This is a genomic window from Bradyrhizobium sp. JR3.5 (genome assembly GCF_054057015.1).
The window spans coordinates 1449579-1475624 of the sequence record NZ_JBSRYV010000001.1; the positions used below are offsets into that span (position 1 = coordinate 1449579).

32 protein-coding genes, 1 tRNA gene and 1 pseudogene are annotated in these 26046 nt (G+C 61.6%); 20 read left to right on the plus strand and 14 right to left on the minus strand.

The genetic code is table 11. The features are described 5' to 3' along the window. Positions 1-187 precede the first annotated feature (187 nt). From ACVWW1_RS07240 to ACVWW1_RS07255, 4 genes are all read left to right on the plus strand, one after another. Positions 188-745 (plus strand): GbsR/MarR family transcriptional regulator, encoded by a 558-nt coding sequence (locus ACVWW1_RS07240; protein WP_176530732.1) that lies wholly within the window; start codon positions 188-190, stop codon positions 743-745. 26 nt (positions 746-771) lie between these two features. After that, the gene (locus ACVWW1_RS07245; protein WP_456655335.1) at positions 772-1437 is read left to right on the plus strand and encodes a DUF4166 domain-containing protein; all 666 of its coding nucleotides are present in this window, start codon (positions 772-774) and stop codon (positions 1435-1437) included. Further along, positions 1434-2870 carry a TIGR01777 family oxidoreductase gene (locus ACVWW1_RS07250; protein ID WP_456655336.1) on the plus strand — a complete coding sequence of 479 codons (1437 nt, stop codon included), beginning with the start codon at positions 1434-1436 and terminating at the stop codon, positions 2868-2870. Before ACVWW1_RS07245 ends, ACVWW1_RS07250 begins: the two co-directional genes overlap by 4 nt. A gap of 73 nt (positions 2871-2943) precedes the next feature. Next, complete coding sequence (locus ACVWW1_RS07255; RefSeq protein ID WP_456655337.1) at positions 2944-3306, plus strand: hypothetical protein; 363 nt, start codon at positions 2944-2946, stop codon at positions 3304-3306. Positions 3307-3327: 21 nt separating this feature from the next. Here ACVWW1_RS07255 and ACVWW1_RS07260 read toward each other — a convergent pair whose 3' ends face one another. Further along, complete coding sequence (locus ACVWW1_RS07260) at positions 3328-4185, minus strand: LysR family transcriptional regulator (RefSeq protein ID WP_456655338.1); 858 nt, start codon at positions 4183-4185, stop codon at positions 3328-3330. Between the two features lie 115 nt (positions 4186-4300). On the opposite strand from ACVWW1_RS07260, the gene ACVWW1_RS07265 reads away from it, so the two are divergent. Continuing rightward, complete coding sequence (locus tag ACVWW1_RS07265; protein ID WP_456655339.1) at positions 4301-4726, plus strand: tautomerase family protein; 426 nt, start codon at positions 4301-4303, stop codon at positions 4724-4726. A 3-nt stretch (positions 4727-4729) separates the two neighbouring features. Here ACVWW1_RS07265 and lipB read toward each other — a convergent pair whose 3' ends face one another. Next, positions 4730-5458, minus strand: coding sequence for a lipoyl(octanoyl) transferase LipB (gene lipB, locus ACVWW1_RS07270; protein ID WP_456655340.1), 729 nt, complete (start codon positions 5456-5458; stop codon positions 4730-4732). Between the two features lie 60 nt (positions 5459-5518). Between lipB and ACVWW1_RS07275 the strand changes: the two genes are divergently transcribed. The 3 genes from ACVWW1_RS07275 to ACVWW1_RS07285 all read left to right on the plus strand — a co-directional run bounded on the left by ACVWW1_RS07275 (position 5519) and on the right by ACVWW1_RS07285 (position 6515). Further along, positions 5519-5764, plus strand: coding sequence for a FliM/FliN family flagellar motor switch protein (locus tag ACVWW1_RS07275; RefSeq protein WP_021080574.1), 246 nt, complete (start codon positions 5519-5521; stop codon positions 5762-5764). 92 nt (positions 5765-5856) lie between these two features. Beyond that, positions 5857-5941, plus strand: a tRNA-Leu gene (locus ACVWW1_RS07280). A 343-nt stretch (positions 5942-6284) separates the two neighbouring features. Beyond that, positions 6285-6515 (plus strand): hypothetical protein, encoded by a 231-nt coding sequence (locus ACVWW1_RS07285; RefSeq protein ID WP_456655341.1) that lies wholly within the window; start codon positions 6285-6287, stop codon positions 6513-6515. 123 nt (positions 6516-6638) lie between these two features. Here the strand turns inward: ACVWW1_RS07285 and ACVWW1_RS07290 are convergent, their stop codons facing one another. From ACVWW1_RS07290 to ACVWW1_RS07300, 3 genes and pseudogenes are all read right to left on the minus strand, one after another. Beyond that, positions 6639-7433: an ABC transporter permease gene (locus ACVWW1_RS07290; RefSeq protein WP_456655342.1), complete on the minus strand. Its 795-nt coding sequence runs from the start codon at positions 7431-7433 to the stop codon at positions 6639-6641. Continuing rightward, complete coding sequence (locus ACVWW1_RS07295) at positions 7430-8026, minus strand: ABC transporter ATP-binding protein (RefSeq protein ID WP_456655343.1); 597 nt, start codon at positions 8024-8026, stop codon at positions 7430-7432. The genes ACVWW1_RS07290 and ACVWW1_RS07295 overlap by 4 nt, the downstream gene beginning before the upstream one ends. Before the next feature lie 3 nt (positions 8027-8029). Continuing rightward, positions 8030-9068: pseudogene (locus ACVWW1_RS07300) on the minus strand (Cj0069 family protein). Between the two features lie 483 nt (positions 9069-9551). Between ACVWW1_RS07300 and ACVWW1_RS07305 the strand changes: the two are divergent. Further along, complete coding sequence (locus ACVWW1_RS07305) at positions 9552-10151, plus strand: family 16 glycoside hydrolase (RefSeq protein ID WP_456655344.1); 600 nt, start codon at positions 9552-9554, stop codon at positions 10149-10151. 211 nt (positions 10152-10362) lie between these two features. On the opposite strand, the gene ACVWW1_RS07310 is transcribed toward ACVWW1_RS07305, so the two are convergent. Continuing rightward, entirely contained in the window at positions 10363-10575 is a 213-nt protein-coding gene (locus tag ACVWW1_RS07310; RefSeq protein WP_456655345.1) for a hypothetical protein, read from the minus strand. Between the two features lie 68 nt (positions 10576-10643). Continuing rightward, positions 10644-11222 (minus strand): c-type cytochrome, encoded by a 579-nt coding sequence (locus ACVWW1_RS07315; protein WP_456655346.1) that lies wholly within the window; start codon positions 11220-11222, stop codon positions 10644-10646. A gap of 530 nt (positions 11223-11752) precedes the next feature. Between ACVWW1_RS07315 and ACVWW1_RS07320 the strand changes: the two genes are divergently transcribed. The 9 genes from ACVWW1_RS07320 to ACVWW1_RS07360 all read left to right on the plus strand — a co-directional run bounded on the left by ACVWW1_RS07320 (position 11753) and on the right by ACVWW1_RS07360 (position 18284). Next, positions 11753-12547, plus strand: a complete 795-nt coding sequence (locus ACVWW1_RS07320; RefSeq protein ID WP_456655347.1) for a chromate resistance protein ChrB domain-containing protein — start codon at positions 11753-11755, stop codon at positions 12545-12547. 65 nt (positions 12548-12612) lie between these two features. Beyond that, on the plus strand, positions 12613-12846 hold the full coding sequence (locus ACVWW1_RS07325; RefSeq protein WP_456655348.1) for a hypothetical protein: 234 nt from the start codon (positions 12613-12615) through the stop codon (positions 12844-12846). A gap of 37 nt (positions 12847-12883) precedes the next feature. Next, positions 12884-13234 carry a hypothetical protein gene (locus ACVWW1_RS07330; protein ID WP_456655349.1) on the plus strand — a complete coding sequence of 117 codons (351 nt, stop codon included), beginning with the start codon at positions 12884-12886 and terminating at the stop codon, positions 13232-13234. Positions 13235-13300: 66 nt separating this feature from the next. Then, positions 13301-14245, plus strand: a complete 945-nt coding sequence (locus tag ACVWW1_RS07335) for a DUF1259 domain-containing protein (protein WP_456655350.1) — start codon at positions 13301-13303, stop codon at positions 14243-14245. Between the two features lie 48 nt (positions 14246-14293). Then, positions 14294-14449: a hypothetical protein gene (locus ACVWW1_RS07340; protein ID WP_456655351.1), complete on the plus strand. Its 156-nt coding sequence runs from the start codon at positions 14294-14296 to the stop codon at positions 14447-14449. Between the two features lie 23 nt (positions 14450-14472). Then, the gene (locus ACVWW1_RS07345) at positions 14473-14739 is read left to right on the plus strand and encodes a hypothetical protein (protein ID WP_456655352.1); all 267 of its coding nucleotides are present in this window, start codon (positions 14473-14475) and stop codon (positions 14737-14739) included. Positions 14740-14837: 98 nt separating this feature from the next. Continuing rightward, positions 14838-16019 carry a chromate efflux transporter gene (gene chrA / locus ACVWW1_RS07350; protein ID WP_456655353.1) on the plus strand — a complete coding sequence of 394 codons (1182 nt, stop codon included), beginning with the start codon at positions 14838-14840 and terminating at the stop codon, positions 16017-16019. A gap of 37 nt (positions 16020-16056) precedes the next feature. Further along, on the plus strand, positions 16057-17448 hold the full coding sequence (locus tag ACVWW1_RS07355; RefSeq protein WP_456655354.1) for a hypothetical protein: 1392 nt from the start codon (positions 16057-16059) through the stop codon (positions 17446-17448). Positions 17449-17471: 23 nt separating this feature from the next. Next, complete coding sequence (locus ACVWW1_RS07360; RefSeq protein ID WP_456655355.1) at positions 17472-18284, plus strand: hypothetical protein; 813 nt, start codon at positions 17472-17474, stop codon at positions 18282-18284. Here the strand turns inward: ACVWW1_RS07360 and ACVWW1_RS07365 are convergent, their stop codons facing one another. From ACVWW1_RS07365 to ACVWW1_RS07375, 3 genes are all read right to left on the minus strand, one after another. Then, a complete protein-coding gene (locus tag ACVWW1_RS07365) occupies positions 18285-18575 on the minus strand; it encodes a hypothetical protein (RefSeq protein ID WP_456655356.1) in 291 nt (96 codons plus the stop codon). Between the two features lie 236 nt (positions 18576-18811). After that, on the minus strand, positions 18812-19507 hold the full coding sequence (locus ACVWW1_RS07370; protein ID WP_456655357.1) for a glutathione S-transferase family protein: 696 nt from the start codon (positions 19505-19507) through the stop codon (positions 18812-18814). Positions 19508-19532: 25 nt separating this feature from the next. Continuing rightward, positions 19533-19634, minus strand: coding sequence for a DUF1127 domain-containing protein (locus ACVWW1_RS07375; RefSeq protein ID WP_456655358.1), 102 nt, complete (start codon positions 19632-19634; stop codon positions 19533-19535). A gap of 266 nt (positions 19635-19900) precedes the next feature. On the opposite strand from ACVWW1_RS07375, the gene ACVWW1_RS07380 reads away from it, so the two are divergent. Together ACVWW1_RS07380 and ACVWW1_RS07385 are read left to right on the plus strand one after the other, a co-directional pair. Beyond that, complete coding sequence (locus tag ACVWW1_RS07380; RefSeq protein WP_456655359.1) at positions 19901-20857, plus strand: transcriptional regulator GcvA; 957 nt, start codon at positions 19901-19903, stop codon at positions 20855-20857. Positions 20858-21091: 234 nt separating this feature from the next. After that, the gene (locus ACVWW1_RS07385) at positions 21092-21685 is read left to right on the plus strand and encodes a sensor histidine kinase (protein ID WP_456655360.1); all 594 of its coding nucleotides are present in this window, start codon (positions 21092-21094) and stop codon (positions 21683-21685) included. Between the two features lie 78 nt (positions 21686-21763). On the opposite strand, the gene ACVWW1_RS07390 is transcribed toward ACVWW1_RS07385, so the two are convergent. The 4 genes from ACVWW1_RS07390 to ACVWW1_RS07405 all read right to left on the minus strand — a co-directional run bounded on the left by ACVWW1_RS07390 (position 21764) and on the right by ACVWW1_RS07405 (position 25787). After that, the gene (locus ACVWW1_RS07390) at positions 21764-22198 is read right to left on the minus strand and encodes a hypothetical protein (protein ID WP_456655361.1); all 435 of its coding nucleotides are present in this window, start codon (positions 22196-22198) and stop codon (positions 21764-21766) included. A 63-nt stretch (positions 22199-22261) separates the two neighbouring features. After that, positions 22262-23275 carry a thermonuclease family protein gene (locus tag ACVWW1_RS07395; protein ID WP_456655362.1) on the minus strand — a complete coding sequence of 338 codons (1014 nt, stop codon included), beginning with the start codon at positions 23273-23275 and terminating at the stop codon, positions 22262-22264. A gap of 86 nt (positions 23276-23361) precedes the next feature. Further along, a complete protein-coding gene (locus ACVWW1_RS07400) occupies positions 23362-25173 on the minus strand; it encodes a GMC family oxidoreductase (protein ID WP_456655363.1) in 1812 nt (603 codons plus the stop codon). Positions 25174-25253: 80 nt separating this feature from the next. After that, on the minus strand, positions 25254-25787 hold the full coding sequence (locus tag ACVWW1_RS07405; RefSeq protein WP_456655364.1) for a hypothetical protein: 534 nt from the start codon (positions 25785-25787) through the stop codon (positions 25254-25256). Between the last annotated feature and the right edge of the window lie 259 nt (positions 25788-26046).

Sequence of the window (26046 nt, forward strand, 5' to 3'; positions counted from 1 at the left end):
GGCGGAAAAATCGTCCACCCGGATCAGCTTGGACGAAGACGTCGGTCGCGACAAAGGAAAATTCGTCATCTGTGATGAATCACCTCGCTGGGGTCACACAGGCGAGAGGGACACGCTGCGTCATGCGGCGTCCCTGGCGGCATCGATGACCCTTGACTTCTGCTCCGAACAATCTGATATTTCTGTCATGACAGAAATAACCGCCAAGAAAAAACTTCCCGCCGCCGTCGAGCGCTTCATCCTGCATTGGGGCGACATGGGCGACGAATGGGGCGTCAACCGCTCGGTCAGCCAGATCCACGGGCTGCTCTACCTCGCCGAGGCGCCAATGACCGCGGAGGACATCGCCGACACGCTCGGCATGGCGCGCTCCAACGTCTCCAATTCGATCAAAGAATTGCTGTCCTGGGGATTGATCCGGCGGGTGCCGATCCTCGGCGACCGTCGCGACCATTTCGAGGCCGAGACCGATATCTGGGAGGTCGCGGCGAAGATTGCGGCGGGGCGCAAGGAGCGCGAGATCGATCCCGCGCTGGCGGCGCTGCGCGCTTGCGTCTCCGACGCGGCCGACGATCCCGCCATCAGTCCGCTCGCCAGCAAGCGGCTGAAGGAGATGCTGACATTCACCGAGCTGGTCGACCGCTGGTACACGCAGATGCTGAACGTGCCGCGGCCACGCCTGGTCGCATTGATCAAGCTCGGCGAGAAGATCGTGAGTTTCCTGCCGACAGGCAGAGCCAAATAGGGGCGGCGGCGTAACGGGAGTGTGCGATGGCGTCAGCAAGGATATCCACCTTCAAGACAGCGCCGGCTTCCGATACGAAACTGTTCGACGACCATCGCTTCCGCGCGTTGTTGTCGGACGAGGATTGGGGCCGCCTGCCGGTTGCGATCTGGCGGCGCTTCTCGAAGCGGTTCGAGGACGGCAACACCGTCGTCTATGTCGGCGAGGTCGAGGAAGCCTCGAGCAGCCGCGCCGGCTGGTGGCTGGCACAGGCCGCGCGGCTGATCGGCGGACCGCTTCCGACCGGCACCGAGATCGGCGTGCCGATGATCGTCACCGTTACCGAGGACGCCGCGAGCGGCGGCCAGATCTGGACCCGCATCTGCGCGCGCCGCGACGGCTTTCCGCAGGTGATTCATTCCGCCAAGCGTTTTGCCGGGTCGACCGGGCTCGAGGAGTATGTCGGATTCGGCGTCAGCATGGCGTTGCGGATCGCGGTCGAGCACGAGGCGCTGGTGTTTCATAGCGTTGGCTATTCGCTGCGGCTCGGGCCGTTTCGGATGCAATTGCCCGAATGGCTCACGCCAGGCGATCTCACCGTCACGCATTCCGATCTCGGCTGCGGCGACTTCCGCTTCACGCTGGAGATCATCCACCCGCGTTTTGGCCGGCTGATCCGTCAGTCCGCCGTATTCAGGGAGGCTTCGTCATGACGCCGCTGCTGTGGACCTTAGTCGCCATCCAGATCGCGATGGGCGCGTTCGACACCTTCTATCACCACGAATTCACCGAGCGGCTGGCCTGGCGTCCCTCGCAGCGCCATGAGTTGCAGCTGCACAGCGTACGGAACATGCTCTACGCGCTGCTGTTTCTTGCGCTCGGCTGGCTTCAGGTGCACGGCATTCTCGCGATCGGCATCATGGCCGTGCTGGTCGTCGAGGTCGTGATCACGCTTATGGATTTCGTCGAGGAGGATCTGAGCCGAAAGCTGCCGCCGAGCGAGCGGATCAATCATACGCTGCTCGCGATCAACTACGGCGCCATCCTCGTGCTGCTGGTGCCGGTGCTGATCGGCTGGGCGATGCTGCCGACGGCTGTCGTGCCGGCCTATGCGGGCCTGCTAAGCCTGTTCGCAACCGCCGCGGCCTTCGGCGCGGCGCTGTTCGGTGCGCGCGACTTCGCCGCCGCCAGGCGGCTGGGACGGATGGTCAGCGGGCCGGCCGCCACATTGGTCGAGAAATTGCCGGCGCGGCAGACCGTGCTCATCACCGGCGCGACCGGATTCGTCGGCAGCCGTCTGGCGGCAAGCCTCACCGCATCCGGCCATCACGTGATTGCGCTGATCCGCAACCCGGCGAAGGCCGAGATGCTGCCGCCGCCGGTGACGCTGATCACGAGCCTCGACCAACTGCCCGCCGATACCGGGATCGACGCCGTCGTCAATCTCGCGGGCGAGCCGATCGGCAACGGTCTTTGGACCGAAGCCAAGCGCCGCAAGATCATCGCTTCGCGTGTCGACATGACGGCCGAGGTCGTCAGGTTGATCGCGCGGCTCGAACGCAAGCCGTCGGTGCTGGTGAGCGGCTCCGCGATCGGCTGGTATGGTCTCTGGCAGGACCAGGTGCTGACGGAGTCGGCGAAACCCCACGCTTGCTTCAGTCATGAACTGTGCGAGGCCTGGGAGAATGCGGCGAAGCCCGCGGCCGGTCACGGCGTGCGCGTCGCGTATTTGCGGATCGGTCTCGTGGTCGGCACCGACGGCGGTTTCATCACGCGGATGCTGACGCCCTTCGAATTTGGTCTCGGCGGCCCGCTCGGCTCGGGCAAGCAGTGGATGTCATGGATCGAGCGCGACGATCTGGTGCGCCTGATCGCGCATGTGATCGCGAAGCCGGAGCTCTCAGGCCCGATCAACGCCACCGCGCCGATCCCGGTGACCAACACGAAGTTCACCGAGGAGCTCGGACGCCGCCTGCACCGGCCCGCGATCTTCCGCGTGCCTGCCGCGCTGCTCCGCGCCGTCGGCGGCGACTTCGCCAACGAGCTGCTGCTCGGCGGCCAGCGTGTGCTGCCGAACAAGGCGCTCAGCAACGGCTTTGTGTTCCGGCATGAGACCTTGCGCAGCGCGTTCGAGGCGATCTTGTGAGGAGGGCGAGATGCCTGATGACGGTTGCCGTGCATTTGGAGGTTGGCTCGCTGGATGCGGAGCCGCAACGGCTGTGATTGCGGCGATCGGACAGACCGTGCTCATGTTTGCTTCGCACGGCGATCTCGCCCGGTTGCTGTATGGAATCGTTGTGCTCATGCTGCCCTCGGCCGTGATCTTCGTCGTCACATGTGTGCTGACCGCCATTCCCGCAGCGGTCGTGATCTGGCTGAGCGAGGAGTTCGAAATCCGATCCGCGGGGTTCTTCGCCGGTGCAGGTGCTGCGATCGGTGCGTTGAGCATCACGGTGCTGCTGCGGTCTCCGGCCGTCTGGACATCCGGACTTGTCTGTCTGTTCGCCGCCGCCGGATTTGTCGCAGGCCTGACCTACTGGTTTGTCGTGAGAGAGCTGGAAGCCGCCCAGCATTCCTTGTGATGCGGCAGAGCGGTGCCCGCACTACGCTGCAGACGCCACACTCCGGAACGTCGCTGCCAGGGTGCGCAACGCCGCGAGCTTCGCGGGATCGCTGACCTTCGAATGCAGCATCACCTTTGACGGGCCGAGCCGCGGCAGCTTGTGGGTTGGTCCGATGTCGATCAAGCCGGGCGGCGCGATGCGGCGGACGAGGGGGGCAACAGCAAGGCCTGCGAGCGCGGCTGATACCACCGCGATGACGCCGCCGCCGACGAAGCCTTCGGTCCACGCGATGCCGGCCTTGTCGAGCGCGCGCACGACAAGGGCGCGCACGCCGCAGGGCGGTGCGAGCGTAGCGAGCGGCAGTGCGTCGTCGCGCGGCCAGACGAAGCGCTTGGCGGCGAACCAGCCGAATTCGTCCTCGGTCAGTTTCTCGCCTCCACGCCGGCTGCCTTCCTGGCGCACGATCACGGCGTCAAGCTCGCCCGCATCGTAGGCGTCGAGCATTTCACGGGAGAAGCCGATGGTGACGGCGAGCGCAAGCTGCGAGGCCATCGCGTGCAGCCGCTCCAGCAGCGGCACCAGCTCCGGGCCTGCGGCGTGATCACTGATCCCGAGCGTCAACTGCTGCCGCGCCGGTGTCTCGCCGGACACCGCACGGTCATGCACCTCGATCAGCGCGCGGGCGTGGTGCAGGAAGGCCGCGCCATCGGCGGTCAGCCGCACCGCGCGCGGTGAGCGCTCGACCAGGCGCTTGCCGAGCACGGTTTCCAGCCGCTGCAATTTCATGCTGATCGCGGCCTGCGTGGTGCCGAGCGCCTCGGCGGCACGGGTGAAGCCCTGCAGCTCGGCGACGAGGAGGAAGGCCTGCACGGTGTCGATATCGAGCGTCGCCGTCATGATCAACAATCGTTATCATTGCTATCCATATAGATAAGATATCAAGATGATACGCAAAGGTCTAGTTGGAGGAGGCGCGATTGACCCGCGCCAACCGAATTCAAGGAGACCGATCATGCCGCTCGTCACCGTCACCTATGCGACCTCCCGCGAGAGGCCGTCGCTGAAGTCCGACATCGCCGCGGCCGTGTCGGACCTGACCGCAGGGATTCTGCACAAGGACCCCAAGGTCACCGCAATCATCGTGAAGTCCGCCGACGCGGCCGACTGGTTCGCCGGCGGCAAGTCGCTCGCCGAGCAGGGGCTCGCGAGCTACTGGCTCGACATCCACGTCACCGAAGGCACCAACACCAAGGACGACAAGGCGGCCTATCTCGCGGCATTGTTCAAGCGGATGGGCGAATTGCTCGGGCCGCTCCACACCGAGAGCTACGCCCATGTCGACGAGGTGAGGGGCGATGCCTACGGCTTCGGCGGGCTGACCCAGGAGCGCCGTTACATCGCCGGCAAGCTCGAGGTGGCGCCGCAGAAGGCGGCGTAAGCCCTACACCGTTGCTTCCGGCAGGCGCGCTGCGGTGTCCCCGAACACCTCGGTAAACGCCTGCCGGAGCGCGATGTCGACATCCGCCATCGTGACCGGCAGTCCGAGATCGACCAGCGAAGTGACGCCGTAGCGCGGGTCGACCACGCCGCAGGGCACGATCGCCTGGAAGTGCGAGAGGTCGGGCTCGACATTGATCGCGATACCGTGGAACGAGACCCAGCGGCGCAGCCGTACGCCGATCGCGGCGATCTTGTCCTCATGGCCCGGCCCCTTGTCCGGGCGCCGCACCCAAACCCCGACGCGGTCCTCGCGGCGCTCGCCGCGGACGTTGAAGGCAGCGAGCGTGCGGATGATCCATTCCTCGAGCGAGGCGACATAGGCGCGCACATCCGGCCGGCGCCGCTTGAGGTCGAGCATCACATAGGCAACGCGCTGGCCCGGGCCGTGATAGGTGACCTGGCCGCCGCGGCCGCTCTGGAAGGTCGGAAAGCGCGGAGCCAGCAGGTCGTCGGCCTTGCCGCTGGTGCCGGAGGTGTAGAGCGGCGGGTGCTCGAGCAGCCACGCCAGTTCAGGCGCCGAGCCCTCGGCGATCGCCGCTACCCTTGCGTCCATCTCGGCGAGAGAATCGGGGTAGGGCACCGGACGGTCCGAGATCCGCCATTCGACCGCTTCGCCGCCCGAAGGGCGGGCAAAGGTCGTCAAATCGAGGCTTTGGCGGTCGTTAACCATTAGCTAACCCTAACGTGGTCAGGTGAATCCACAATTTAGTTCCAGTTCGGCGGTTCAGAAGTGCCCACCCTCGATAAAGTCAGCGTTGATCTCATGGTGGTCCTCGGCACGACCACCATGCCGATTCACCAGGTCATGCGGCTGTCCCGCGGCGCCATCATCGAACTGGATGCCACCGAGGCCGACGAGGTCAAGATCCTCGCCAACAACCTGCCGGTGGCCAGCGGTGTCGTCCTGGTCGACCGCAACCGGATTGCAGTCGAGGTCAAGCAGATGCTGCCGAAATCTCCCGGGGTTCGCAGTTAATTCACGCATCAAGCGCCTTGTCCCTGCATCCGTGATTTGTTACATGGCCCCCTCGATGCGGCGGCGCCTTAGGGTTCCATCCGACATCCTTAGCGCTCGTGGCGGAATTGGTAGACGCGCTGCCTTGAGGTGGCAGTGGGTAACACCGTGGGGGTTCGAGTCCCTCCGAGCGCACCATAAACCCACATTTGGTTTTGAAATCATTGGACTTTTTTCCGGATGTTACCCGGGAATGTTACCCGTCCGTTCGCGAGCCATGTTCGCATGCTGTTCGCTTCCAGCACCTGCAGAGCTCTTCTTCAGTCCCACAGAGTCCGGTGCTCTCGATTCGCGGTGAGCGATCTGATGCCTCGGTGCGACGGCAGCGATCCTAGCTGTGACGACCGCCTTCCCGATGATCGGATCACCGCCTTTCGAGATGCTTGATCGATTACGCGAAGCTGCTTCTCTCGCAACGTCGGGCTCGACTTCTTGTTCGCTTTTTGTTCTAGTCAAGCATCTTCACTCGCAGGGCTGAAAGATGCCGGATCTTGAATACATCCGAGGCGAGATCGAGCGCATGCGCGTCCAGGTCGGTCGGCAAAGGAAGGAGATCCTGACTCTTCAGCGGGCGGGTATCCCAACTGCAGCGGCCGAAGCACTGCTCGATCGGATGCTTGAAAAGATCGACGGGCTTTGTGCTCAACGCGACCAGCTCAAGAAAGAATTGCCCAAGCCGAAGCCCAAAGCACTGGGAGGCCGGAGCTGGTGAGAAGATGGTTCGACGACGAGCGAGACCGGTCACCATTCCTGACGGAGCTAAATGAAGTCCGGCACAAGGCCACACGGGAGGGCTGGTGCTATGCCCCTGTGGTTTCTGACAGCGTGAAGGCGGTCAGCGGGAAATTCGATCGAGGCGTAATCGATGTCGATGATCGGTGAGAAGGCGAGCGCCTCCCATCACAGCAGCGAGCGTCCCCAATCCTGTTCCTCCAGCGATCAAGAACATGATCATGAGCTGATACTTGACCGCGTCTATTGGTTCGACGCCCGCAAGGATTTGACCCGTCATCATCCCCGGCAAAGAGACAAGGCCGATCGCAGCCATCGAATTGATGGTCGGCATCAATCCGCTCCGCATTGCATCCCGTACGACTGGCAACAGCGCCTGATACCGGGTACCGCCAAGCGCAAGGCAAGCCTCTACGGCGGCCCGCTCACGCACCAAACTATTGGTCAGCACGTCCAAGCCCAGGCTTATCCCGGTCATGGTGTTGCCGAGGATCATACCCAGTAGGGGCAGCGCGTAGCGCGGGTGATACCAGGGATCGGGGCGTAGCTCGGTTAGGAGCGAAAACATCGTAACGGTACCGGCCGCGAGCAGCGTGCACCCGGCTCCCAATCCGTAGCTCCAAATGCCTGGGAGGCGCCGCTTCTGCCGCGCCACGATTTCCCGTGATGCGAAGATAACCATGATGAAGGCTGCAAAGGCGGTCCAGAGCAGCGAGACTGCGGCAAACAAGAAGGTCAATACGTATCCAACGAGCACCAACTGAAGCACCATCCGCACGGTCGCGATGGCCAGTTGCCTCTCAAGCTTGAGGCGGAGGGCAAGCGAGATAGCACCGTCCATGACGACAAGTAGCGCGGGTAGAACCAAATCACTGTAGGCCAGTTGGATGTAAGTCACGGCCGATTTTCCTCGATGCCACCATCGGTGTTCATCATGAAAATCCTTGACCCGACACGGCCAGCCTGGGCGCCATCGTGCGTGCTCCAAAGGACGCTCGTTCCATTCGAAATGCGTTCAGCGATCAAGGATTCCACGACCGCAGCTGATGCCGCGTCGAGCGCCGAAGTCGGTTCGTCCAGCAGAAGTACCCGCGATCGCAGCATGAGCGCACGCACTAGCCCTAACCGTTGCCTCTCTCCGCTGGAAAGTCTTTGGATCGGCCAGGCTCCGCAACTGGGCGACAATCCCAATCGTGCGACCAGCGGTAGCGCGTCGTCCCAGTTGCCGAAGTGCTCCTGCACTGTGTCCGACCACCAGCCCGGCTCGGCAGCGAGGTAGGTCACTCGCTTTCGCCAGACGGGGGCTGGCATCGCCTCCCTGAGTGTTCCGTCCAGTTTGACCGTTCCCTCGTTGGGATCGAGATCTGCGATGGAGCGAAGAAGCAGGGTCTTCCCGACGCCCGAAGGTCCTTGCAGGGCGACGCACTCGCCGTCCTGCAAGTCGAACGAAACAGAGATATGCAAGCGCTTGAGCGCGCTGATCGTCAGCATGTGTCAAAGCGTGAGTTGCAGCCGATCGGCGACCCGCCTGGCAATCTCCGCCGGCGCCTCGTCCGGGTAAGGATGCACCGAGCTGACATTGATTTCGCCGAGCACGAAGCTATCGCTCCCGTCCGTCTGCACCGGGCCGAGCATGAAGTCGGCGTCCCAGATCATGGGCAGGTCACCTCGCGCGATATCCAGCAACGCGGTTAGCTGTGGTGTCCACTCGTCTTCCATCAACCGACGCAGCCGCTGGGGGAAACGCGGGTCTGCATTGGACGTGTAGAGCCGCGGTCCTGCCTCGGAACGTGCGGCAGGAGCTTCGACCAGCGCTTTGACTTTGTGATGACCGAAGCCAGCGCAGCGATCGCCCGCCATATAGCAGCGCACCACACCTTCGCTTAAGCGAGGCTGGAATGGTTGATCGATCACGCTGCCGCTTTCGAAATACTCCGCGCAGCGACGGAGAAAATCATCCAGCGTCAGTGTCTCGGACGCGTCCTTAGTCGCGTCGAGCACCCTTATCATGGGCGAAGTTGGTAACTTCTCGACCTTCCAGACACCCTGGCCGCCGTTACCCCGGCTGCGCTTGATCACGCGCGGACCGGTGGCGAGCCGTGCCGGCAACTCCGCGCGCATTGCCTCCGCGGTTTGATATAGTGCCGTGTCGCTACCCCAGCCCATCGAGCGGGTGCGATAAAGTACCTCCTTGGTGCCCATCTTGAGAATCACGTCTGGATGAGCGCTGACCCACACGCCCCCGCGAGGCGACGTCGCGTAGCAGGGCGTCGAGACTGGCGCGGCTTCGGCCGTCTTGAATTGGGTTAACCCAGACGAGCACTCCGTCGACCGAGAGTAGTTGCTCGCGAACCGCGTCGTCGAACCCCTCGTCGTAGATCGCGGGGTGCGCTTCAATACCGACGGCGGCCAGAGCCTCGAAGACGCGAACGAACCGGCTGCTTTGCACGGTTGCGTCCCGACGCGCGACTGCGTCGCCTCGCGAAAGAATTGCGACGGAATGTCTATGAGGTGACTGTCGTTCGGTATCCATGCGCAAGCTCCACGTGTTGCGTGCTGCGCAGAGCTTGGACCGAAGTCTCATCGGGAGCCTGCTTGATCCCGCTGCGCCATTCTACTTGAGACATTCTGAATATTTCAAGTCTACTATTTTCGGTGTACTGCCAAGTTCGACCCGACGATGAGGTTCTCGTGCGATCGACTTCGTTCCAAATGAGTGGTCGATAGTTTCGAGGGAAGCTCAAGTGATCGCGGGTTGACAGCTCGGACGTCGAGGGCTTGTATTCGGGCGTCGGGGACGTGCGATCTCCCCGCGAGGCGTCATGCCGAAGAATCGCGTCCTGATCACCGAGGACGCAGCATGTCATCATATTCCTCAATCCCATCCGACAAACTCTCTCGTCTCATCGGCGCGGCCAGGGCGCGGTTCGATGTCAGAGGAGGGCTGTCCATGTCTCATCCGCAATGCCGAAGGGCCATTATCACAGCCGTACTTTTGTTCACGGGAGCAAGTGCCATGTCAAACCATGCGATGAGTTTCGAGAGCACGCGGACGGGTGCCTCCCCCGAGGGCTGGACCTCCACCCTCACGGGGGTAGGCGATCCAAGATGGACGGTCGAAAGCGACGAGACCGCACCATCGAAGTCAAAGGTTCTCAAACAATCCGGTCGCGCGACCTACCCCCTACTGCTGAAGAACGACAGCAGCATCAAGGACGGTTTTGTCGAGATCAAGTTCAAGGCCGTTGCAGGATCACAGGATCGCGCCGCCGGCATCGTCTGGCGGGCAAGGGATGCGAACAACTATTACGTGACCAGGGCAAATGCCCTTGAGGACAATGTCGTTCTCTACAAGACCGTCAATGGCGTCCGCAGCCCGCTCGATATTGTCGGCCGGAAGGGAGGGTATGGGACGAACGTTAAGGTTCCGTCCGACATCTGGCATAGCCTGCGCGTCGACTTCAGCGGCTCCCGCTTCCGCGTGTCTTTCAACGGCAAGCAACTGTTCGAGGTCGAAGACTCCACGTTCGCCGACGCCGGCAAGGTCGGGTTGTGGACCAAGGCCGACAGCGTGACGCTGTTCGATCAAATCACCTTTGGCGAAGTGCAACGGTGATCTACTCGTACGGCGTCGGGGAAGTGAGGTGCCGACCAGCGCATTGCCCACAACGACGGGGGGCCGGCCCGCGGCGACGTTGGTCGCCACAGGTCGCTAGAGATTCATCGCTTCGCCGCGGGCATCAGTCGTCGTCATCATCATCATCGTCGGCTGCGCGTAATCGGCCGTTCTGCGCATTGACGACGACCTTGCTGGTTTTGCCTTCCTTCTAGCCGATGGCTTCCATGTATCGCCCCTCGCGGACGATCTGCACGTTGGACCAGCCGTCGGACTGCAGTTTCTGACGCACCTGATCCTCGGTGACAGGCTGGTCGCCTGCAATGAACTCGGGGCCCTTGCCCGGCCCCGCCGTCACCACGGCGATCCCTGTAATGCCGATCATCAGCAGGCCGGCGATGACCCACAGCAGTTTTCGTGTCATCGAGCTTCTCCTTGATTTCACCCCTGAAGACAACGCCCCCTGATCGGGCATCTGCGTCGCTGATTTCGTCAGAGACGCGACAGAAAGTGCGCCAGTGCCGCGATATCCTGGTCACTCAAGGGATAGGCGACCTCCGCCATCGCGGCGACGCCGCCGCCGGATCGAACGCCCGCCTTGTAGTCGTGCAGCGCCTTCACGAGGTATTCCTCGCGTTGGCCGGCGACGCGGGCGACAGCCTTGCTGCCGGCGAAATCATCGCCGTGACAGGCGGCGCAACGTCCGGCGACTGCCGCCTGTTTGCCGGCTTCGGTGAGATCGGGATGATCGTCTGGTGCTTTTGCCGCCGTTGCGTCAGCTGCCTTGAGCGAGGCGAAATAACCGCCGAGGGCGCGAATGTCATCGTTGCTGAGCTGTTCGGCGATGGGGTCCATCACCTCGTTCTTCCGCGCACCGCTGCGGAAGAACACGAGTTGCCATTGCAGGAACTGGTCGGGCTGCGACGCCAATGATGGTGTGTTCTCGGTCGTGGAGACGCCGTTGTCGCCGTGACATGGCGTACAGGCTTCCGCCTTGTTCTGTACGGAGTCCGCGGCAAGGCCGTGCGATGCCGCTCCGATCGCCAGTGCAGAAACGAGAACTGCGAGCACTCTCCATCGCGCTATCGGAGGACGTGACGATGCAGCGGCAGCGCCGCGCCCGCGGATGAAAAGCCGGATTCGAGGTGAGAGGTCGATGACAGACATGCGGCGTCCTTGGTGATTATCGGACGCGATTCTTGGGCATGTCGCCTCGTGGGGAGATCGCTTCCCCAGTGACTCGGACTAAACCGACCGCAACTCTTGTGTCAACGGGATCGGATGACCCGGCGTTCCCGGAATCGGTCAAGAAATCGCGATGCCGGTTCGGAACAGCGGTTCATGAACAACAGGCGTTCCTGGGGCGAGCCTTTGAATCTTTGACCTCACGGCGGGAGTTGAGTTGAAGTTTGTCTGCAGTTTTCCCGGGCCACGGCGGCGCCTAAAAGGATAGGCGCTCACTCGGAATTGTCTGGGTTCCCCGCAGCGCCGCGGCAGTTGACATCGCAAGCAGCAAGGCCTTAATTCAGAACACGGGGAAATGCGATCTCCCCGCGAGGCGACATGCCCAAGAATCGCGTCCTGATCACCAAGGGCGCAGCATGTCATCCTACACCTCGATTTCTTCTGAAAAATTATCACGGCTCATCGGCACGGCGAACGCGCCGATGCTCATCGACGTTCGGATCGACGAAGATTTCACCGCGGACCCGCGGCTGATACCCGGCGCCGTCCGCCGGTCGCACCTCGATGTGCAGGATTGGTCCTCACGCATGACGGGTCAATCCGTGGTTGTCGTCTGCAACAAGGGCCAGAAGCTCAGCGAGGGAACGGCCGCCTGGCTGCGGTGCAGCAGCGTAGCAGCCGAGGTCCTCGAAGGCGGCCACCGTGGCTGGGCCGCCGCGGAATTGCCCACCGTTCCTGCCGACAGAATTCCCAAGCGTGACGGAAGGGGGCGCACGGTCTGGGTCACACGCTCGCGTCCAAAGATCGATCGCATTGCGTGTCCGTGGCTCATCCGCCGTTTCGTCGATCCAGCTGCCCAGTTCCTCTATGTGACGGCCACCGAGGTCGAGGAGGTCGCCGAACGCTTTGGCGCAACGCCGTTCGATATCGAAAACGTATTCTGGAGCCATCGTGGCGAACTCTGCACTTTCGACGTGATGGTGAAGGAGTTCGGGCTTTTGACGCCTGCGCTCGAGCGGCTGGCGACGATGGTGCGTGCCGCCGATACCGCGCGACTTGATCTCTCGCCGGAAGCACCTGGCCTGCTTGCAGCCTCGCTTGGTCTCTCGCGCATGTACGACGACGACCTCGAACAACTCAGCGCCGGGATGCTGCTCTACGACGCGTTCTACCGCTGGTGCCGCGATGCGACCAAGGAAACACATAACTGACCCACCAACAAGGTGAGGCCGTGAGCAGAAGAATCCTGGGGCAGGGACAAGCCAGGAGAACGACCATGCGAAAACCACCAGTCTTGTTTGCGATCCTGATGTTTGCGGCCATGGGCGGACCTTCCTCCGCACAGGCCCTAACGCAGGAGGAACTCATCGCCCGGATTCAAGCCGCCGGCTACTCGGAGGTCAGCGACGTCAAGTCGACGGCCGAGGGGATTACGGCCAAAGCAGCGAAGGACGGCAAGCCGGTGCGGCTCGTCGTCGATAGCAGTGGGCAGGTCAAGGAACAGCGTTGAAATGTCCAGGGACCGACTGGAAGGAGCGACGGAACTTATGCGTACGATCAAAGCGATTGCATTGGCAATCTTTGTCTTGCCCGCTGCGGCGATGGCCGCATCGCAAGCGGACATTCACCAGGTGACCCCCGGAGGGGACGAAATCGCTACGCTGATTCAAACCACGGTTGTGACACGCCCGCCAGCCACCGAGACCCTGCGCGGTGTCGTCGACAGCACGGATCAAGCGACCGATACAATCAAGGTTCGGCTGTCTGCGGACAACACGGAGCAATTCAAGGTGCAGGACGGGTTGATGTTCGATGCAGTCCGTTTCGGCGATCCCGTGCAGATCTCGGTGCAAAACATCTCTGGCGCGCGGACCATCGTGCGCCTGCTGAAGGAGTAGGACGAGTCGGGGGGCTTGACCGCTGCGCGAAGCAGCTATCGGCAATCAAGTTCAAGGAGTCATCCTATGCGAAAAACCATCTCGGCGTTGATCGGTGTCGGCGCCTGCCTGCTGGCCGGCTCTGCCGTCGCCCAGAACTTTAATTGGCAGATATTCAGTGAGCCCTTCATTGCCTCTGCCCGCGCCCAAAGTGTCGATTGGTCAAAGGTGGACGAAATCCTAGGCCGCAAGCCCGCCGTCTCGGATGACGTGCACCGCTACGGCTTCGCGCGTTCCGACCTCTCTGTGACGCTTGACGGAGTCGCCATCAAACCGGCTTTCGCCCTGGGCGGCTGGGTAGCGTTCAAGCCCGCTCATGGCGGCGTCATGGCGATGGGCGACCTTGTGCTGCTGGAGACCGAGGTCAATCCGGTGATGGCCAAGATGATCGCGGGCGGGCTTGAGATCACGGCCATTCATAATCACCTGCTTCGCGGGAACCCGGCAACTTTCTACATGCACGTCGCCGGCCACGGTGATCCCGCCAAGATCGCGGCCACCATTCGTGACGCGCTCGCCGAAAGCAAGACACCGTTGACGGTCGCTGTGCCGTCCAGCCCGCCGCCGGCGGTTGATCTCGACACGGCGCAGCTCGATCAGATCATCGGCACCAAGGGGCAGGCCAATGGCGGCGTCTACCAGTTCAACGTGAAGCGGACCGACCCGATCAAGGAAGACGAGATGCTGCTGACGCCGGTCGGGCCGATGGGTGTTGCGATTGCCATCAACTTCCAGCCAACCGGCGGCGGCAAGGCCGCCATCACAGGCGATTTCGTTCTGACAAGCGATGAGGTCAATCCGGTGCTCAAGGCGTTGCGCACGAATGGCATCGAGGTGACGGCGCTCCATAGTCATATGCTGGACGAGCAACCACGACTGTTCTTCATGCACTTCTGGGCTAATGACGATGCGATCAAGCTCGCCAAGGGCCTGCGCGCCGCGCTCGACAAGACCGCGAGCGCGAAAGGCTAACTCTAAACAGGGGGAATCAAGCGATGCGAAGGGGGTGCGATTGCGTTCATGGTCGCGGTCGGAATGATCGTGAGCGTGGACGCGGCGATCGGCGAGACCAGTTGCAAGGTCTGCGCCGATCAGCAGAAGGCGTGCATGAAGAACTATGCCGGACCGACCTGCAAGTCCGAGTACCGGATGTGCGTGAAGTCCTGCAAGAAATGACACGAACGTCAGTACGAATAGGCATGTTGGTTGTCGTCGCGTCAGGTCTGACGTCGCTGGAGGTTGACTACGTGGCTGCCGCAGAGGCCCGAAAGCTCTCCGGCGCTCAGATCAGGGCCAAGCTTGCTGGAATGCAGCTCACGGACGAGGTGCATTATCGCTATGTCTATGAGCGCCACGGAACGCTGAGAAGCTATTCGATGGGCACGACGAAGGTCGGAAAATGGTCCGTCGAAAAGGACGAACTATGTCTCCGGCTGGGAGAGAATGATGACGGTTGCTACGCGTGACGCTCAGGGGCGAACGTTTTGAATTAGTGCCATCGGGGCTCGGGCTGGCGTTCGACGGGATCGTCGAACCCGCAGACCAAAATTGAGGGGGTAGAACTGTGACGACGGCGACGACAAGCGAGCGCAGCGGAATCGGCGAACTCATCCGCTATTTTCTGAGACTGGGCTTCCTCGGCTTCGGCGGCCCTGTCGCGCTGGTCGGGCAGATGGAGCGCGAGTTGGTTGACGGCAAGAAGTGGCTGACCAAGGAGCAGATGCGCGAAGCTATCGCCATCTGCCAGTCGCTCCCGGGTCCGCTCGCGATCCAGGTCGGCATCTACATTGCCTATTTGCGTTGCGGATTCTGGGGCGCGTGGGCCGGTGGCTGGGCCTTCATTCTGCCGAACTTCGTCATCGTTGCAGCCCTCGGCGCGCTCTTTGTCCACCGGGGGGATCTGCAGCCGGTCACCGCCATCTTCTATGGCGTCAGTCCCGCCGTGATCGCCCTGATCCTGCATTCCTGCTATCGGCTCGCCAAGCTCGGCATGGAAGACTGGCTGCAATGGGTGATCGCCGCGGTCTGCCTGGCCGTGACCGTGATTTTGCAGGCCGAGGTCGCGCTGCTGTTCATCGGGGCCGGCATCGTCGGCATCATCTATTACGGCAATATCAAACGTCCGCCGGTCGCTCTCCAAATCGCTGTGATCCCCGCGACAGCGCCCGCAATCGCGCCGGCGGCGACCGGATCGACGTTGGGCAAGCTGCTGCTGTTCTTCCTCAAGGCGGGCTCGCTGACGTTCGGCAGCGGCCTTGTGATCGTTCCATTCTTGGAGCAGGGGTTGGTGCAGCAATATGGCTGGCTGAACGAGCGCGAATTCCTGGTGGCAGTGGCGATCGGAATGATGAGTCCCGGGCCGGTCGTGATCACGGCCACCTTCGTCGGCTATCTGGTGGCTGGATTCTGGGGCTCGCTGGTTTCCACGGTCGGCATCTTCCTGCCGTCGTTCCTTCTGGTTCTGATCGTGGCACCCTTGCTGGCGCGGCATCGCAAGAATCCGAACGTGCAGGGTTTTGTGAAAGGCGCCTACGCGGCGGCGATCGGGACCATCCTCGGTGCCTGCTTCCTGCTCGGCAAGATCGCGATTGGCGACTGGCTGACCGCGCTCGTCGGCATCGTATCGCTTGCCATCCTGTTCCGCTGGAAGGTCAGCAATCCCTTGCTCATCGCCGCGACCGCGGTGGTCGGGCTCGTGGCCTATCCGATCCTGCAGCCGACATGGGTGCTCACGGGGTTGAAATGAGATGACGGGGACGCGGACATGCGAAAGGCGGGCTCGGGTGTGGCTGCACGTTGCGGCTGCTTTGCTTGCGCTCCTGATGACACCAGCCCCACCTGCACTGGCGGATGAACCGCAGACCATCGTCTTTGTCTGCCAGCACGGGGTGGTGAACAGCCAGATGGCCGCGGCCTATTTTAACAAGGCCGCTCAGGAGCGCGGAGTGCCATTCAGGGCGGTGTCGCGCGGCATCGACCTTTATCGGTCGGTGCCGGTGCGCGTCCAGGACGGTCTTGCGCTCGATGGCCTGGAGGCGGCCAACACGCCACAACAGCTGACCGTGGACGACACCGTCGCAGCGGGGCGGGTCGTGTCGTTTGACCAGATCCCGGCGGAGCAGCGAGGGCGAGCCGAAGTGACCTACTGGTCCGGCATTCCCTTGGGGATCGATGACTATGAGGCCACCCGCGACCAGATCGTGCAGCGGATCGACACGCTCATTCCAACGCTGATGGCAGCTGCTCAATCAGCCGACGACAAGGGGCCCCTCCTGCTCGAAGCGAAGATTTTGCTCGGCGACGTGCGCGGCCGGATCGATCATCTGGCCGTCGACCTGAAACGGCAGCGATTGTTCGTGGCCGAGCTCGGCAATGACACTGTCGGCGTCGTCGACCTGGCCGCTCACAGCCTGCTCCGAACCTTGACGGGGCTGAACGAGCCCCAGGGCGTCGGCTATGAGCCATCGACGGACACCCTCTACGTCGCCAATGCCCGGGACGGATCGGTGCAGCTGTTCGAGGCCGATGCCTATAAGGCGACCGGACGGATCGAACTCGGCAGCGATGCCGACAACATCCGGATCGACACCGCGGCCAAGCGCGTCGTGGTCGGCTATGGCGATGGTGGTCTGGCGATCCTTGACCCATTCACCCGCGCCAAGGTGCGGAGCATACCGCTGAAGGCGCATCCGGAAAGCTTCCAGCTCGAGCCCGACGGAGGGCGCATCTTTGTCAACCTGCCTGACGCGCGGGCGGTCGTGGTGGTCGACGGCGGTTCAGGAAAGCAACTGGCTAGCTGGCGATTGGACAAGGGCGGCAACTTCGCGATGACCGTCGATCACGACCGCAGCCGCGTTCTTCTGGCGTATCGAAGTTCCGCCGAACTTGCCGTTCTTTCGATGGAAGGTAAGTCGATCGCGAATGCGGAGACCTGCGGCGACGTCGACGACCTCTTCATCGATGCAAAGCGCAACCGTATCTATGTGAGTTGTGGCGCCGGGTATCTCGACGTCTTCGAAATCGATGGATCAGCCTATCGCCGGATCGCTCGGCAGCCGACGGCAACGGGCGCACGAACGTCGCTCTTCGTGCCCGAGATGGACCGTTTGCTGGTGGCAGTGCGTGCGGGCCCGGCCGGGCCTGCGGCAATTTGGGTGTTCAAGCCAATGCCTTGAAGTCGGTTTGGAGGGGATGGCGCATGTGCGGACCTGGCCGAGTCATTCGCAGCTTCCCGCGATATTCGGTGCGTGGCGCCATGGTCGCGGCCGGCCTCGTCGTCTTGTCCGCTCCGGCGGCAGCCTATCGCCCCTTCGACGGCACCGATGCTGCCGTCGCCAAAAAGGGCGAGATGGAAATCGAGCTGCAGCCGGCCGGACGTTTGCGCGATGAGAGCGGTGCGAGCCTGATAGCGCCGGCCTGGGTCATCAATTACGGCTTAAGCGAGACCTGGGAGGCCGTCTTCGAAGGCCAAGGGCAGACATCGCTTTCTCCGCCCGGGCCGACCACGCTGACGGCAGCCGGAGCCTTCCTCAAGCATGTCGTCGTGCCCGGCAGCCTGCAGGACAAGACCGGCCCGAGCGTCGCGACCGAATTTGGCGTCCTTCTGCCCGACAGCACCGGCAACTCAGGCGTTGGCGCAAGCTTCGCCGCGATCGTCTCGCAGCGCTGGGATTGGGGCACCATCCATCTCAATGCCGAGACCGCCGTGACCCGCGACCATCATGGCGACGTCTTCCTCGGCGCAATCGTCGAGGGGCCGGCGACGTGGACCGTTCGCCCCGTCGCCGAGATATTCTACGAGAACGAGTTCGGCAAAGAGGAGACGTTCTCGGGACTGGTCGGGCTGATCTACCGCGTGCGGGACGATCTCAGCTTCGACGTCGCAGTCAGGCATGCGCTCACCGGCAGGCATCCGGTGAACGAGATTCGTGCGGGCCTGACCTTCGGCTTTCCACTGTCCTTTTTCGAAGGTCGCGCCACGCACCAATCCTCGTCAATGCCGCCTCGCTGACTATTGGTGATCCCGGTTCTCTGGACGGGCTCGCCAATCTTGACCGACCGTCTGATGGCTGTCGTCGGGTGTTGCCTGGCCGGCGTGGTCGTTCTCGCCGCCTTGGGCCTTCCAATCACGCCCGATCTTGACGTCTTCGGCGCGACTGCGGTCCTGCTCGCGGGTTTGCTCCGACTGCTGGGGCGGCTGCGCCTGTTGTACGGGCGTAGACTGCGCTTTTGCAGCACTTCCGGCGAATGCGAAGGTCAGCGCGGCAGCGGAGATGAACGCGACCGATGTAGATTTTTTCATGGTGTTGTCCCTTCCTCTTGCTATGCATTGACTCACCGTCGTCAGCTTTGTTCGGAAAACAAGCGTATTTTACCAGCACCTAGTCTAGCGGTGGGAACCGAGCGTTCCGCAGTACGCGAATCGTGACCGGATTCCCTGAGATGCGCTGTTGCGCGGGGCGCGGCAATTTATTCGGTAAGCGCTTGTCTCGCCGGGAAATGAAGCCCGGCCGCCGATATCCGCTGCGGCAAGGTTCCTTAGGGTCCATATTTCGGCCGGTGCGAAGTGGCCCAATCGCGCGCGTGTTCGATCGGCACGCGTAGCACGGACGCGCGCACCTTTTGCGTCGCCGGCAGATTGTCCATGCGCTCTCGCCAACGGCAGAATGCCGGGAATCTCGGATACATCGACTGCCCCTCGGAGGTGAGGCTGAAGGCGAATGTGCTCGGTAGCAGATAGAGATCCGCAATCGAGAGTTGGTCCCCGAGCAGAAAGTCCTTGCCGTGGGCAAGCTGGCGTTCGGCGATCGCAAGCCCGGTCTCGATCTTGGGCAGCGCATGCGCGACGACCTTCTCGTCAGAAGCGATGCCCAGTTCGGGGAAAACCAGACGTTCATGAGTCACGTGGTAGATCATGTAAGGGTAGTAATAGGAATTGACCGCGCTGATCCACTGGTTCATGCGCGCCCGCGCCTTGATGTCTTTTGGCGTCAACGATGTGCCGCCAAATGCTTCGTCCACATAGGCGGCAATAGCGCTCGTCTCATAGATGGTGAGATCGCCGTGTGTGAGGATCGGGACACGGTCGAACGGGTGCAGCGCCAGATGATCCGGCTTGCCCATGACCGACTCGAGGTCATGGAAGCGGTAAGCGATGTCCTTGTGTGTCAGGATCAGTCTGACGATGTTGACGAAGGTGCTGCGTGGAAAACCATACACGATCGGATCGGACATCGTTCTCCTCCTTTCTGAATTTTTTTCAGCGCCAGAACGGCTTTACGGCCTCGCGCAGCGCTTCATCGCGGGTTAGGCCGATATCCCTGAGCAAATGCGGGTCGTCGGCGATCTCGCGCAGCGCCATGCGCTGAAGCGGGCGATCGAGCCAGAACCACCATCCGGGCCGGCGAGCGCCTGGTGACGTTCCTGAGCTGGATTGATGATATGGGGTGGACGGGTCGGCGGCATGCGCCGGCGGGATTGACCAAGTATCGGTTAATAGGATTGGGGCATCGAAGGCTCCAAATCGCTTGAATTACCTTACTGGAGCTGTTCAATAGTGCTGCTGGGGAATTCCCCGCAAAGCATCATTTCTCGTGCTTGGCCCAATTTTTCTCATGAAGTCATGCGATGCGCCCGCGTCTGCCGCCGCTCAACGCCCTGAAAGCCTTCGAAGCCGCCGCGCGGCATGAAAGCTTCACGCGCGCAGCCGAAGAGCTTTGTGTCACGCAGGGCGCGGTGAGCCACCAGGTCAAGGCGTTGGAAGCGGAGCTCGCAATAAAGCTGTTCAACCGCGAGCGGCAGCGACTGATTATCACCGAAGCCGGGCGCGATTATCTCACAGTCGTGCGCGATGCCCTCGACCGCATCGCCATCGGCACCGAACGGTTGCTGCAGCGGCAGAATGCAGGTGTGCTCACTGTCTCGACATCGCCGGATTTTGCCGCAAAATGGCTGGTGCATCGGCTCGGTCATTTTGCGGAGGCGCATAGCGGCATCGACCTGCGCGTTTCCGCCACGCTGCATCACGTGGACTTCGCGCGCGAGGAAGTGGATCTTGCGGTACGCCATGGCGACGGCAACTGGCCGGGGCTGGACACGGTGCGGCTGAGCCCCGAGCAGCTATTTGCAGTGTGTAGCCCGAAGCTTTTGTCCGGCAAGCGACGCCTGAGCAAACCGGCGGATATCCTGAAGTTTCCGCTGATCCATATGGACAGCCGCACGGATTGGAACAACTGGCTGCAGGAGGCGGGCCTTAGCGAGATCGGAGCTACACACGGTCCCGTCCTTAACCGCGCCAGCATGGTGATCGATGCTGCCATCAATGCGCAAGGCATCGCGTTGGCGCGCATCACGCTGGCGGCATGGGACCTCATTAACGGCCATCTGGTGCGGCCTTTTCCTCTGTCGCTGCCGTTGTCGAAGAGCTACTGGATCATCTGCCCGAAGGCGACCGCGAACCAGCCGAAGATCGTGACGTTTCGCGACTGGCTACTCTCGGAGGCGGCGAGCGACTTACGCCAGCTTAAGAAGTTCGGCGCGACCCGCTCAGAGAGAAGTCAATGCCGCCAACAGAGTCACCAGTGACGTTGTGGCTGGCGATGGTTTTTGGGGCGCGGCCGATCGCAACGACCTAGTCGTTCAGAGCCGGGGCTTCGACCGTAGTGCGATCGACCATCGCCGGACGAAATTCTGCCGTATCGTATCTTGCCGTGACCGCGCGACGTTGATAGCTTTCGGAGTAGGGGACATGTAGGCTCCCCGATAGACGGCGCTCCGTCCAAGCTTTGCGCAGCACTCGGCGTTTCGAGGAGATTGCGCTTGGACGTCCGTCACTTCACCGAACCCATTCACTTCACCCAACCCGTTGCGTTTGCGGGCCGTCGTACACTCTCGCGCGCCTGTTTCTGCGTGCAAAAGCCTTGTATCCGGATTGGCAATGAAGTGGCGGCCGAATGCGATCATATCCACCTTTCCTTCAGCGATTATCCTTGGGCGATCGGACAAGAGCGCATGATAGGTCTCGATGGGCCGGACCACCCGGTCTGGGTTTCCGGTAAAACCGATGCGATTGAAGACGCGTTGCGCAATCTGATCGACAACGCCGTCGTCTATTCGCTGCCGCGAAGCGAAGTCACGGTGACCGTGCTAACGAAGGGAGCGGTCCCCATTGCTGACTACGGACCTGCAATTCCCGAGCAGGACCGATCGCGCATTTTCGAGCGCTTCTGGCGTGGACGAGCAGCCCAGGGGCGGGGCGCAGGTCTTGGGTTCACAATCGTCGCCCAGGTTGCCGCCGCGCACGGCGGATCGATCGAACGTGCGGATGCTCCTGGCGGCGCGGCCTTCACCCTTCGCCTGCGACTGGCCGAGCCCCACGCAACGCCGCTAAATTGCATCGCCGCAACCTATTAAGAACCTCAGATCAATTAGTGTGCGCCCCGGCCGCTCAGTGCTCGCGCGAGCGTCAGCCGGTCGCCGATTTGCTTAGATCTAGTGCCGGCTAGCGCCAATATCTTTCAGTCCTGAGTCCAGCGCCTCGGCATCCACAAAGAGATCACACTGAATGCCTTCGATGAATTCAGCCACCGCCCAGACGTCTTCGAGTATCACTTCAAGCTGCACCTTGACGAGTTCAACGACCCTACCGTTGGCATCGATCGTTGTAATCCCATTTTCCTCAACCGTATTTCGAGACAGGAGATGCGGCGGGTACATAGCCGTGCAGATGAAACCCTTGTCAGTTTCGGCGATATCTGGCGTGGCCGAGCGATCCACACTGAGACCGGACGCCGAGTAAAATACGCCCTCAATGTAATACCCCGTCAGGCCGACGTGATATTGTCGCTCCTCGCCGTTGCGGAGGCAGGAAATCATAGCCCTCACCGTTGAAGCGCGCTTTTCAGCGCTATCCTGACTAATCGCCATTTGTCGCTCCTCCTTCCGTAAAGTGCAGGATCAGTCGACTAGAAGTGCAGAACGGGCTTCTTGTCAGGTCCGAGCAGCAGGGGATGCCGCTTCCTTGAAGACCAAGCCGTCCGGCTGGAACTTGATGGTCTTTCCGCCGACGACGAACTCGTCAAACCTTCGCGGATCGGCGGAGTTCACACTGTGAGTGAGGAAGTCTTGCGTCTCGAAGCAGAAATCGGGCTTGCCGCCAGTACCTGCAGCGAGGAATTTCTGGAAGTTCTGGGGGGTAATTTTTGCCTTGTTTCGTGCCGACCAATTTGCGTACCGGCGATATAATTTCGGGAAAATCACAGGTCCCTTGTCCGTCGCCAGGACGGCGGTATCGCCCTTCTTCGGTTCGCGCAGATTAAAATCGAATGGTCCGATGGTCTTGCTCAGGTTTTTCCAGTCCGCCGTCTTGTTCGCGCGCGCGGTCTTTGCCAGATCCAGAATTGCCTTGATCTCATCGTTGGTCATTGAGGTGTAGAAGGTCGGGAACGCCCAGCCCTTTTCGACCAGCCAGTGGTTCAAGTTGATCGTCTGGCCATGCATGCTGACCTCGATGTCTCCGACCAGCCGGCCATAGGTGTCAAACACCTCGTTGGGGTGGTCCACCTGAGTGAAGACCCGGCAATCAAGCGTTGTCTTCCCGGTCGAAGCGAGGAAGTCATGCAAGGTCTTGGTCGACGTCGCACCAAGGAACTGCCGGTACGGATGCACGACCGCGTGATATGCATCGAGCTTCGCCTTGCTCAGACCTTTCTTCTCCGTCGGCGACAGCGGAGACGGCTGGAAATGAAGTTCAGTCGCATCGATGCCCTGCAAGCGAATGATCAATTGCCCGTTCTTGATGGGCGGCTTGGTGGTTCGTCCCTTGACGAGTGCGTTCTCAAACACGTGGGTCACCTGGAAGGGCGCCGCGGCATTTTTGCGAAACTGGATCGCGCCGCCGCCGACCTTCACAAGCAGCTTGGTTGTATCGGCGTCGGATCGCCCCATTGGCCAGAACTGATTGACGTCGATTGAGCCTGCGACTTCCAGCATGCCTGCGGGCATAGGATATTCCTCTCACAAACGGTTGTGGGACAAAAAATGAGGTCGAACCCGACGCGCCAGCGGAGCGTCTGGTGGTTATTCCAATTTTAACTCCTCAACTGCTGCTTGATGGTTTCGGCCGCTCGCAGTGCGAGCGCGGCGACCGTCGAGGTCGGGTTGGCCGTCGCGCTGGTGGGAAATACGCTGCTTCCGAGGATGAACAGGTTCGGGTGATCGTGCGTTCGGCAATCCTTGTCGACCACGGAGACCTTGGGATCACCGCCCATCAGCGTCGTTCCCATGATATGGCCGGAACCGCCGTAGATCATGGTATCCGGAGTATCCGGCTGCATCACCCGGTCAGTCGCCCCGAGTTGATCGAAGATGAATTTGTGGACATCGATGACCGTCTTGAAGCAATTCCGGACGTAATCGTCGTCATCGAGGCTGTAGCGGATCATTGGTCTCGGGATGCCGATCCCGTCGTTCTTGCTCGAGAGCGTGACGCGGTTGTTCTCACGCGGCAGCTGTTCGCATGCGCTGTTCAGGGTGATCTGCCGCGTCGCGTGATTGTTGATCTTGTCGCGAAGCGGCTTGCCGAAAAGGCTCCAGTTCTCGACGAAGTCCAGAATTGTGCCGTTCATATTCTGATTGCCGGAGGGATCCTTGGGCGGAATGAGGTTGCCGCGCGGCGAGCTGGTCTTGGTGCTCGCCCACCCGTCGTTCTTGATGGAGGTCTTGAAGCCGGCAAAGCGCGCCCGGAAATCGCCGTCGCGGAACGCCGCGATGTCGGAGGTCGTTTGCGGTCCACGGAAGGGGAACAACGGCTGCGGCGCCAGCGCGAATGACTGCTTGATCGGATGATCCATCAGGTACCGTCCAACCTTGTCGCTGGAATTGGCGGCGCCGGAGGACAGCAGGATTCGCGGGTTCTCGATGCCGTTCGCCGCAAGTATCACGATCCGGCCCGACACACGGTCCGTGGTCCCGTCCGGCCGCTTGTACCAGACGCGAGACACCCACTTCTTCTCGCTGTCGATATCGAGCTTGGTGACGACAGCCTGCGTCCGCAGCACAGCGCCCGCCGAAAGTGCTTTTTCCACGTGAATGATGCCCTCGTACCTCGCCTTGGTCGGACACAGCGGTACGCAGGAGGTATGCCCGTCGCACGGGGGGCGGCCCTGGTAAAATTTGGAGTTGATGGCGTGGGGAACAGTGTTGACCTTCAGTCGCAGCCCATGGTTTGGGACCTGCTTGTCGTTGATTGCTCGGGCAAGCTGCTTGTCGAGATAGCTCGGCACCAGCGCGGGCATCGGAAAGGGCTTGCTGCGGTAGGCGCCGAATTTGCGATCGTAGTAATACTCGTTCTCTTCGTCGCTGCCGGCGACGCCCATTTCGTATTCCGCCTTGACGTACCAGGGCTCGATATCCCGATAGGAGATCGGCCAGTCGAAGCCGACTTTGTAAAGACTCTTCATCTTGAAATCGTTCGGCAGCATGCGGATGTAGATGCCCTGCCAGTGCCAAGTCGAGCCGCCCACGATGCGCTCATAGTAGCTCTTGAAGAACCGCTTCTTGGTGATGGAGTCGGCATCGTAGTCGTAATAGTTCTTTCCACCATCCTCGATTGGGTTTGGCTGGACAAAGCGATACGTTCCCGGAGCGGTGTTGGGATTGACACTGGGGTCGATTGGCAGCACGTCGTCGCCACAGAATGGCGAGTCAGGCGCTTTGGACGGCGAGTTGGTAAAGTTGTGTACCATTGCCCAGCGGCCCAGAGAATCGGCAGGAACGCCGCCGGCCTCGAGGATGATGACCCGAAAGCCGCCCTCGGCGAGCTTAGATGCAGCCATTGCGCCGGCGATTCCGGAACCGACAACGACGACGTCATATTCGGCGTATTCAAGAATTGGTCTCATGGTTGTCACTCCCAGCAACGAGTGATCGGTGATGGCGGGATCCTTCCGGTTCGGCAGATCGAACTGCGTCCGCGGACCCTCTATCGCTTGACGAGCGCTAGACGCTTCGGCCGGGTTGCCCAGTAATTCGCAGGGCCGCCCGGTGTCATCGGCGCATGCGCATGCATGACCTGCCAGATCAGGCCGCGGCCATACTGTTCCGGCGTGCCATAGACCCAGATCTTCTTCCGGGGGTCCGCCGGATCGTCCTGCAGGGGTGACTTTGGGCCCGGAGAAATATCGAGCGGGATATAGAAGGCGGAAATGTACCAGAGATAAATCAGTTGCTTCGCGCCGGCTCGGACCGCGCCGTCGGACGACATCACGATGTTCTTGCGAATGTCGTCATCGCTTGGATTGGCGGGCAAAGTCCTGTAGGCGCGAATGAGGAGGTCCAGATTCTTCGAGAGCTGCGGATGCGTGGCGTAGCGCTCCATGTACTGGTTCGCCAAATGCCGATCGAACTTGGGTATACCGGTCAGCATTGCTGACACGCCAATAAAGCTTTCCAGATAGCTGAGATCGAGATCGTATCCGTCCGGCTTCGGCAGCGCGTCGTAGTGCACGCCCTGCACAAGGGATCGCCTTCCTCCCACAATTCCATGACGGCGCCGGCCGATGCCCCCGGCCACAGCACTGCCGCGGTACCGGCAGCAACGGCAAGTCGCTCTAGGAACCGTCGCCGGGCCAGGTCAGTATCTTCGGGTGGATTTCCGCATCGCGAACTGCTTGTCATGGCCTTCTCCGTTGAACCGGCCAGTATGGGCCGTACGAAAGGTGACAAATGCGCTGGCGAGGCCAGCGAGCATGCAGCAGGTTCCAATCCTCGACAAG

What these genes read in the sequence shown, in the direction of transcription:
- ACVWW1_RS07240 (WP_176530732.1), top strand. Translation starts at nt 188, where the DNA reads ATGACAGAAATAACCGCCAAGAAAAAACTTCCCGCCGCCGTCGAGCGC.
- ACVWW1_RS07245 (WP_456655335.1), top strand. Translation starts at nt 772, where the DNA reads ATGGCGTCAGCAAGGATATCCACCTTCAAGACAGCGCCGGCTTCCGAT.
- ACVWW1_RS07250 (WP_456655336.1), top strand. Translation starts at nt 1,434, where the DNA reads ATGACGCCGCTGCTGTGGACCTTAGTCGCCATCCAGATCGCGATGGGC.
- ACVWW1_RS07260 (WP_456655338.1), bottom strand. Translation starts at nt 4,185, where the DNA reads ATGACGGCGACGCTCGATATCGACACCGTGCAGGCCTTCCTCCTCGTC.
- ACVWW1_RS07265 (WP_456655339.1), top strand. Translation starts at nt 4,301, where the DNA reads ATGCCGCTCGTCACCGTCACCTATGCGACCTCCCGCGAGAGGCCGTCG.
- lipB (WP_456655340.1), bottom strand. Translation starts at nt 5,458, where the DNA reads ATGGTTAACGACCGCCAAAGCCTCGATTTGACGACCTTTGCCCGCCCT.
- ACVWW1_RS07285 (WP_456655341.1), top strand. Translation starts at nt 6,285, where the DNA reads ATGCCGGATCTTGAATACATCCGAGGCGAGATCGAGCGCATGCGCGTC.
- ACVWW1_RS07295 (WP_456655343.1), bottom strand. Translation starts at nt 8,026, where the DNA reads ATGCTGACGATCAGCGCGCTCAAGCGCTTGCATATCTCTGTTTCGTTC.
- ACVWW1_RS07305 (WP_456655344.1), top strand. Translation starts at nt 9,552, where the DNA reads ATGTCAAACCATGCGATGAGTTTCGAGAGCACGCGGACGGGTGCCTCC.
- ACVWW1_RS07310 (WP_456655345.1), bottom strand. Translation starts at nt 10,575, where the DNA reads ATGACACGAAAACTGCTGTGGGTCATCGCCGGCCTGCTGATGATCGGC.
- ACVWW1_RS07320 (WP_456655347.1), top strand. Translation starts at nt 11,753, where the DNA reads ATGTCATCCTACACCTCGATTTCTTCTGAAAAATTATCACGGCTCATC.
- ACVWW1_RS07325 (WP_456655348.1), top strand. Translation starts at nt 12,613, where the DNA reads ATGCGAAAACCACCAGTCTTGTTTGCGATCCTGATGTTTGCGGCCATG.
- ACVWW1_RS07330 (WP_456655349.1), top strand. Translation starts at nt 12,884, where the DNA reads ATGCGTACGATCAAAGCGATTGCATTGGCAATCTTTGTCTTGCCCGCT.
- ACVWW1_RS07335 (WP_456655350.1), top strand. Translation starts at nt 13,301, where the DNA reads ATGCGAAAAACCATCTCGGCGTTGATCGGTGTCGGCGCCTGCCTGCTG.
- ACVWW1_RS07340 (WP_456655351.1), top strand. Translation starts at nt 14,294, where the DNA reads ATGGTCGCGGTCGGAATGATCGTGAGCGTGGACGCGGCGATCGGCGAG.
- ACVWW1_RS07345 (WP_456655352.1), top strand. Translation starts at nt 14,473, where the DNA reads ATGTTGGTTGTCGTCGCGTCAGGTCTGACGTCGCTGGAGGTTGACTAC.
- ACVWW1_RS07360 (WP_456655355.1), top strand. Translation starts at nt 17,472, where the DNA reads ATGTGCGGACCTGGCCGAGTCATTCGCAGCTTCCCGCGATATTCGGTG.
- ACVWW1_RS07365 (WP_456655356.1), bottom strand. Translation starts at nt 18,575, where the DNA reads ATGAAAAAATCTACATCGGTCGCGTTCATCTCCGCTGCCGCGCTGACC.
- ACVWW1_RS07370 (WP_456655357.1), bottom strand. Translation starts at nt 19,507, where the DNA reads ATGTCCGATCCGATCGTGTATGGTTTTCCACGCAGCACCTTCGTCAAC.
- ACVWW1_RS07375 (WP_456655358.1), bottom strand. Translation starts at nt 19,634, where the DNA reads ATGGCGCTGCGCGAGATCGCCGACGACCCGCATTTGCTCAGGGATATC.
- ACVWW1_RS07380 (WP_456655359.1), top strand. Translation starts at nt 19,901, where the DNA reads ATGCGCCCGCGTCTGCCGCCGCTCAACGCCCTGAAAGCCTTCGAAGCC.
- ACVWW1_RS07390 (WP_456655361.1), bottom strand. Translation starts at nt 22,198, where the DNA reads ATGGCGATTAGTCAGGATAGCGCTGAAAAGCGCGCTTCAACGGTGAGG.
- ACVWW1_RS07395 (WP_456655362.1), bottom strand. Translation starts at nt 23,275, where the DNA reads ATGCCCGCAGGCATGCTGGAAGTCGCAGGCTCAATCGACGTCAATCAG.
- ACVWW1_RS07400 (WP_456655363.1), bottom strand. Translation starts at nt 25,173, where the DNA reads ATGAGACCAATTCTTGAATACGCCGAATATGACGTCGTCGTTGTCGGT.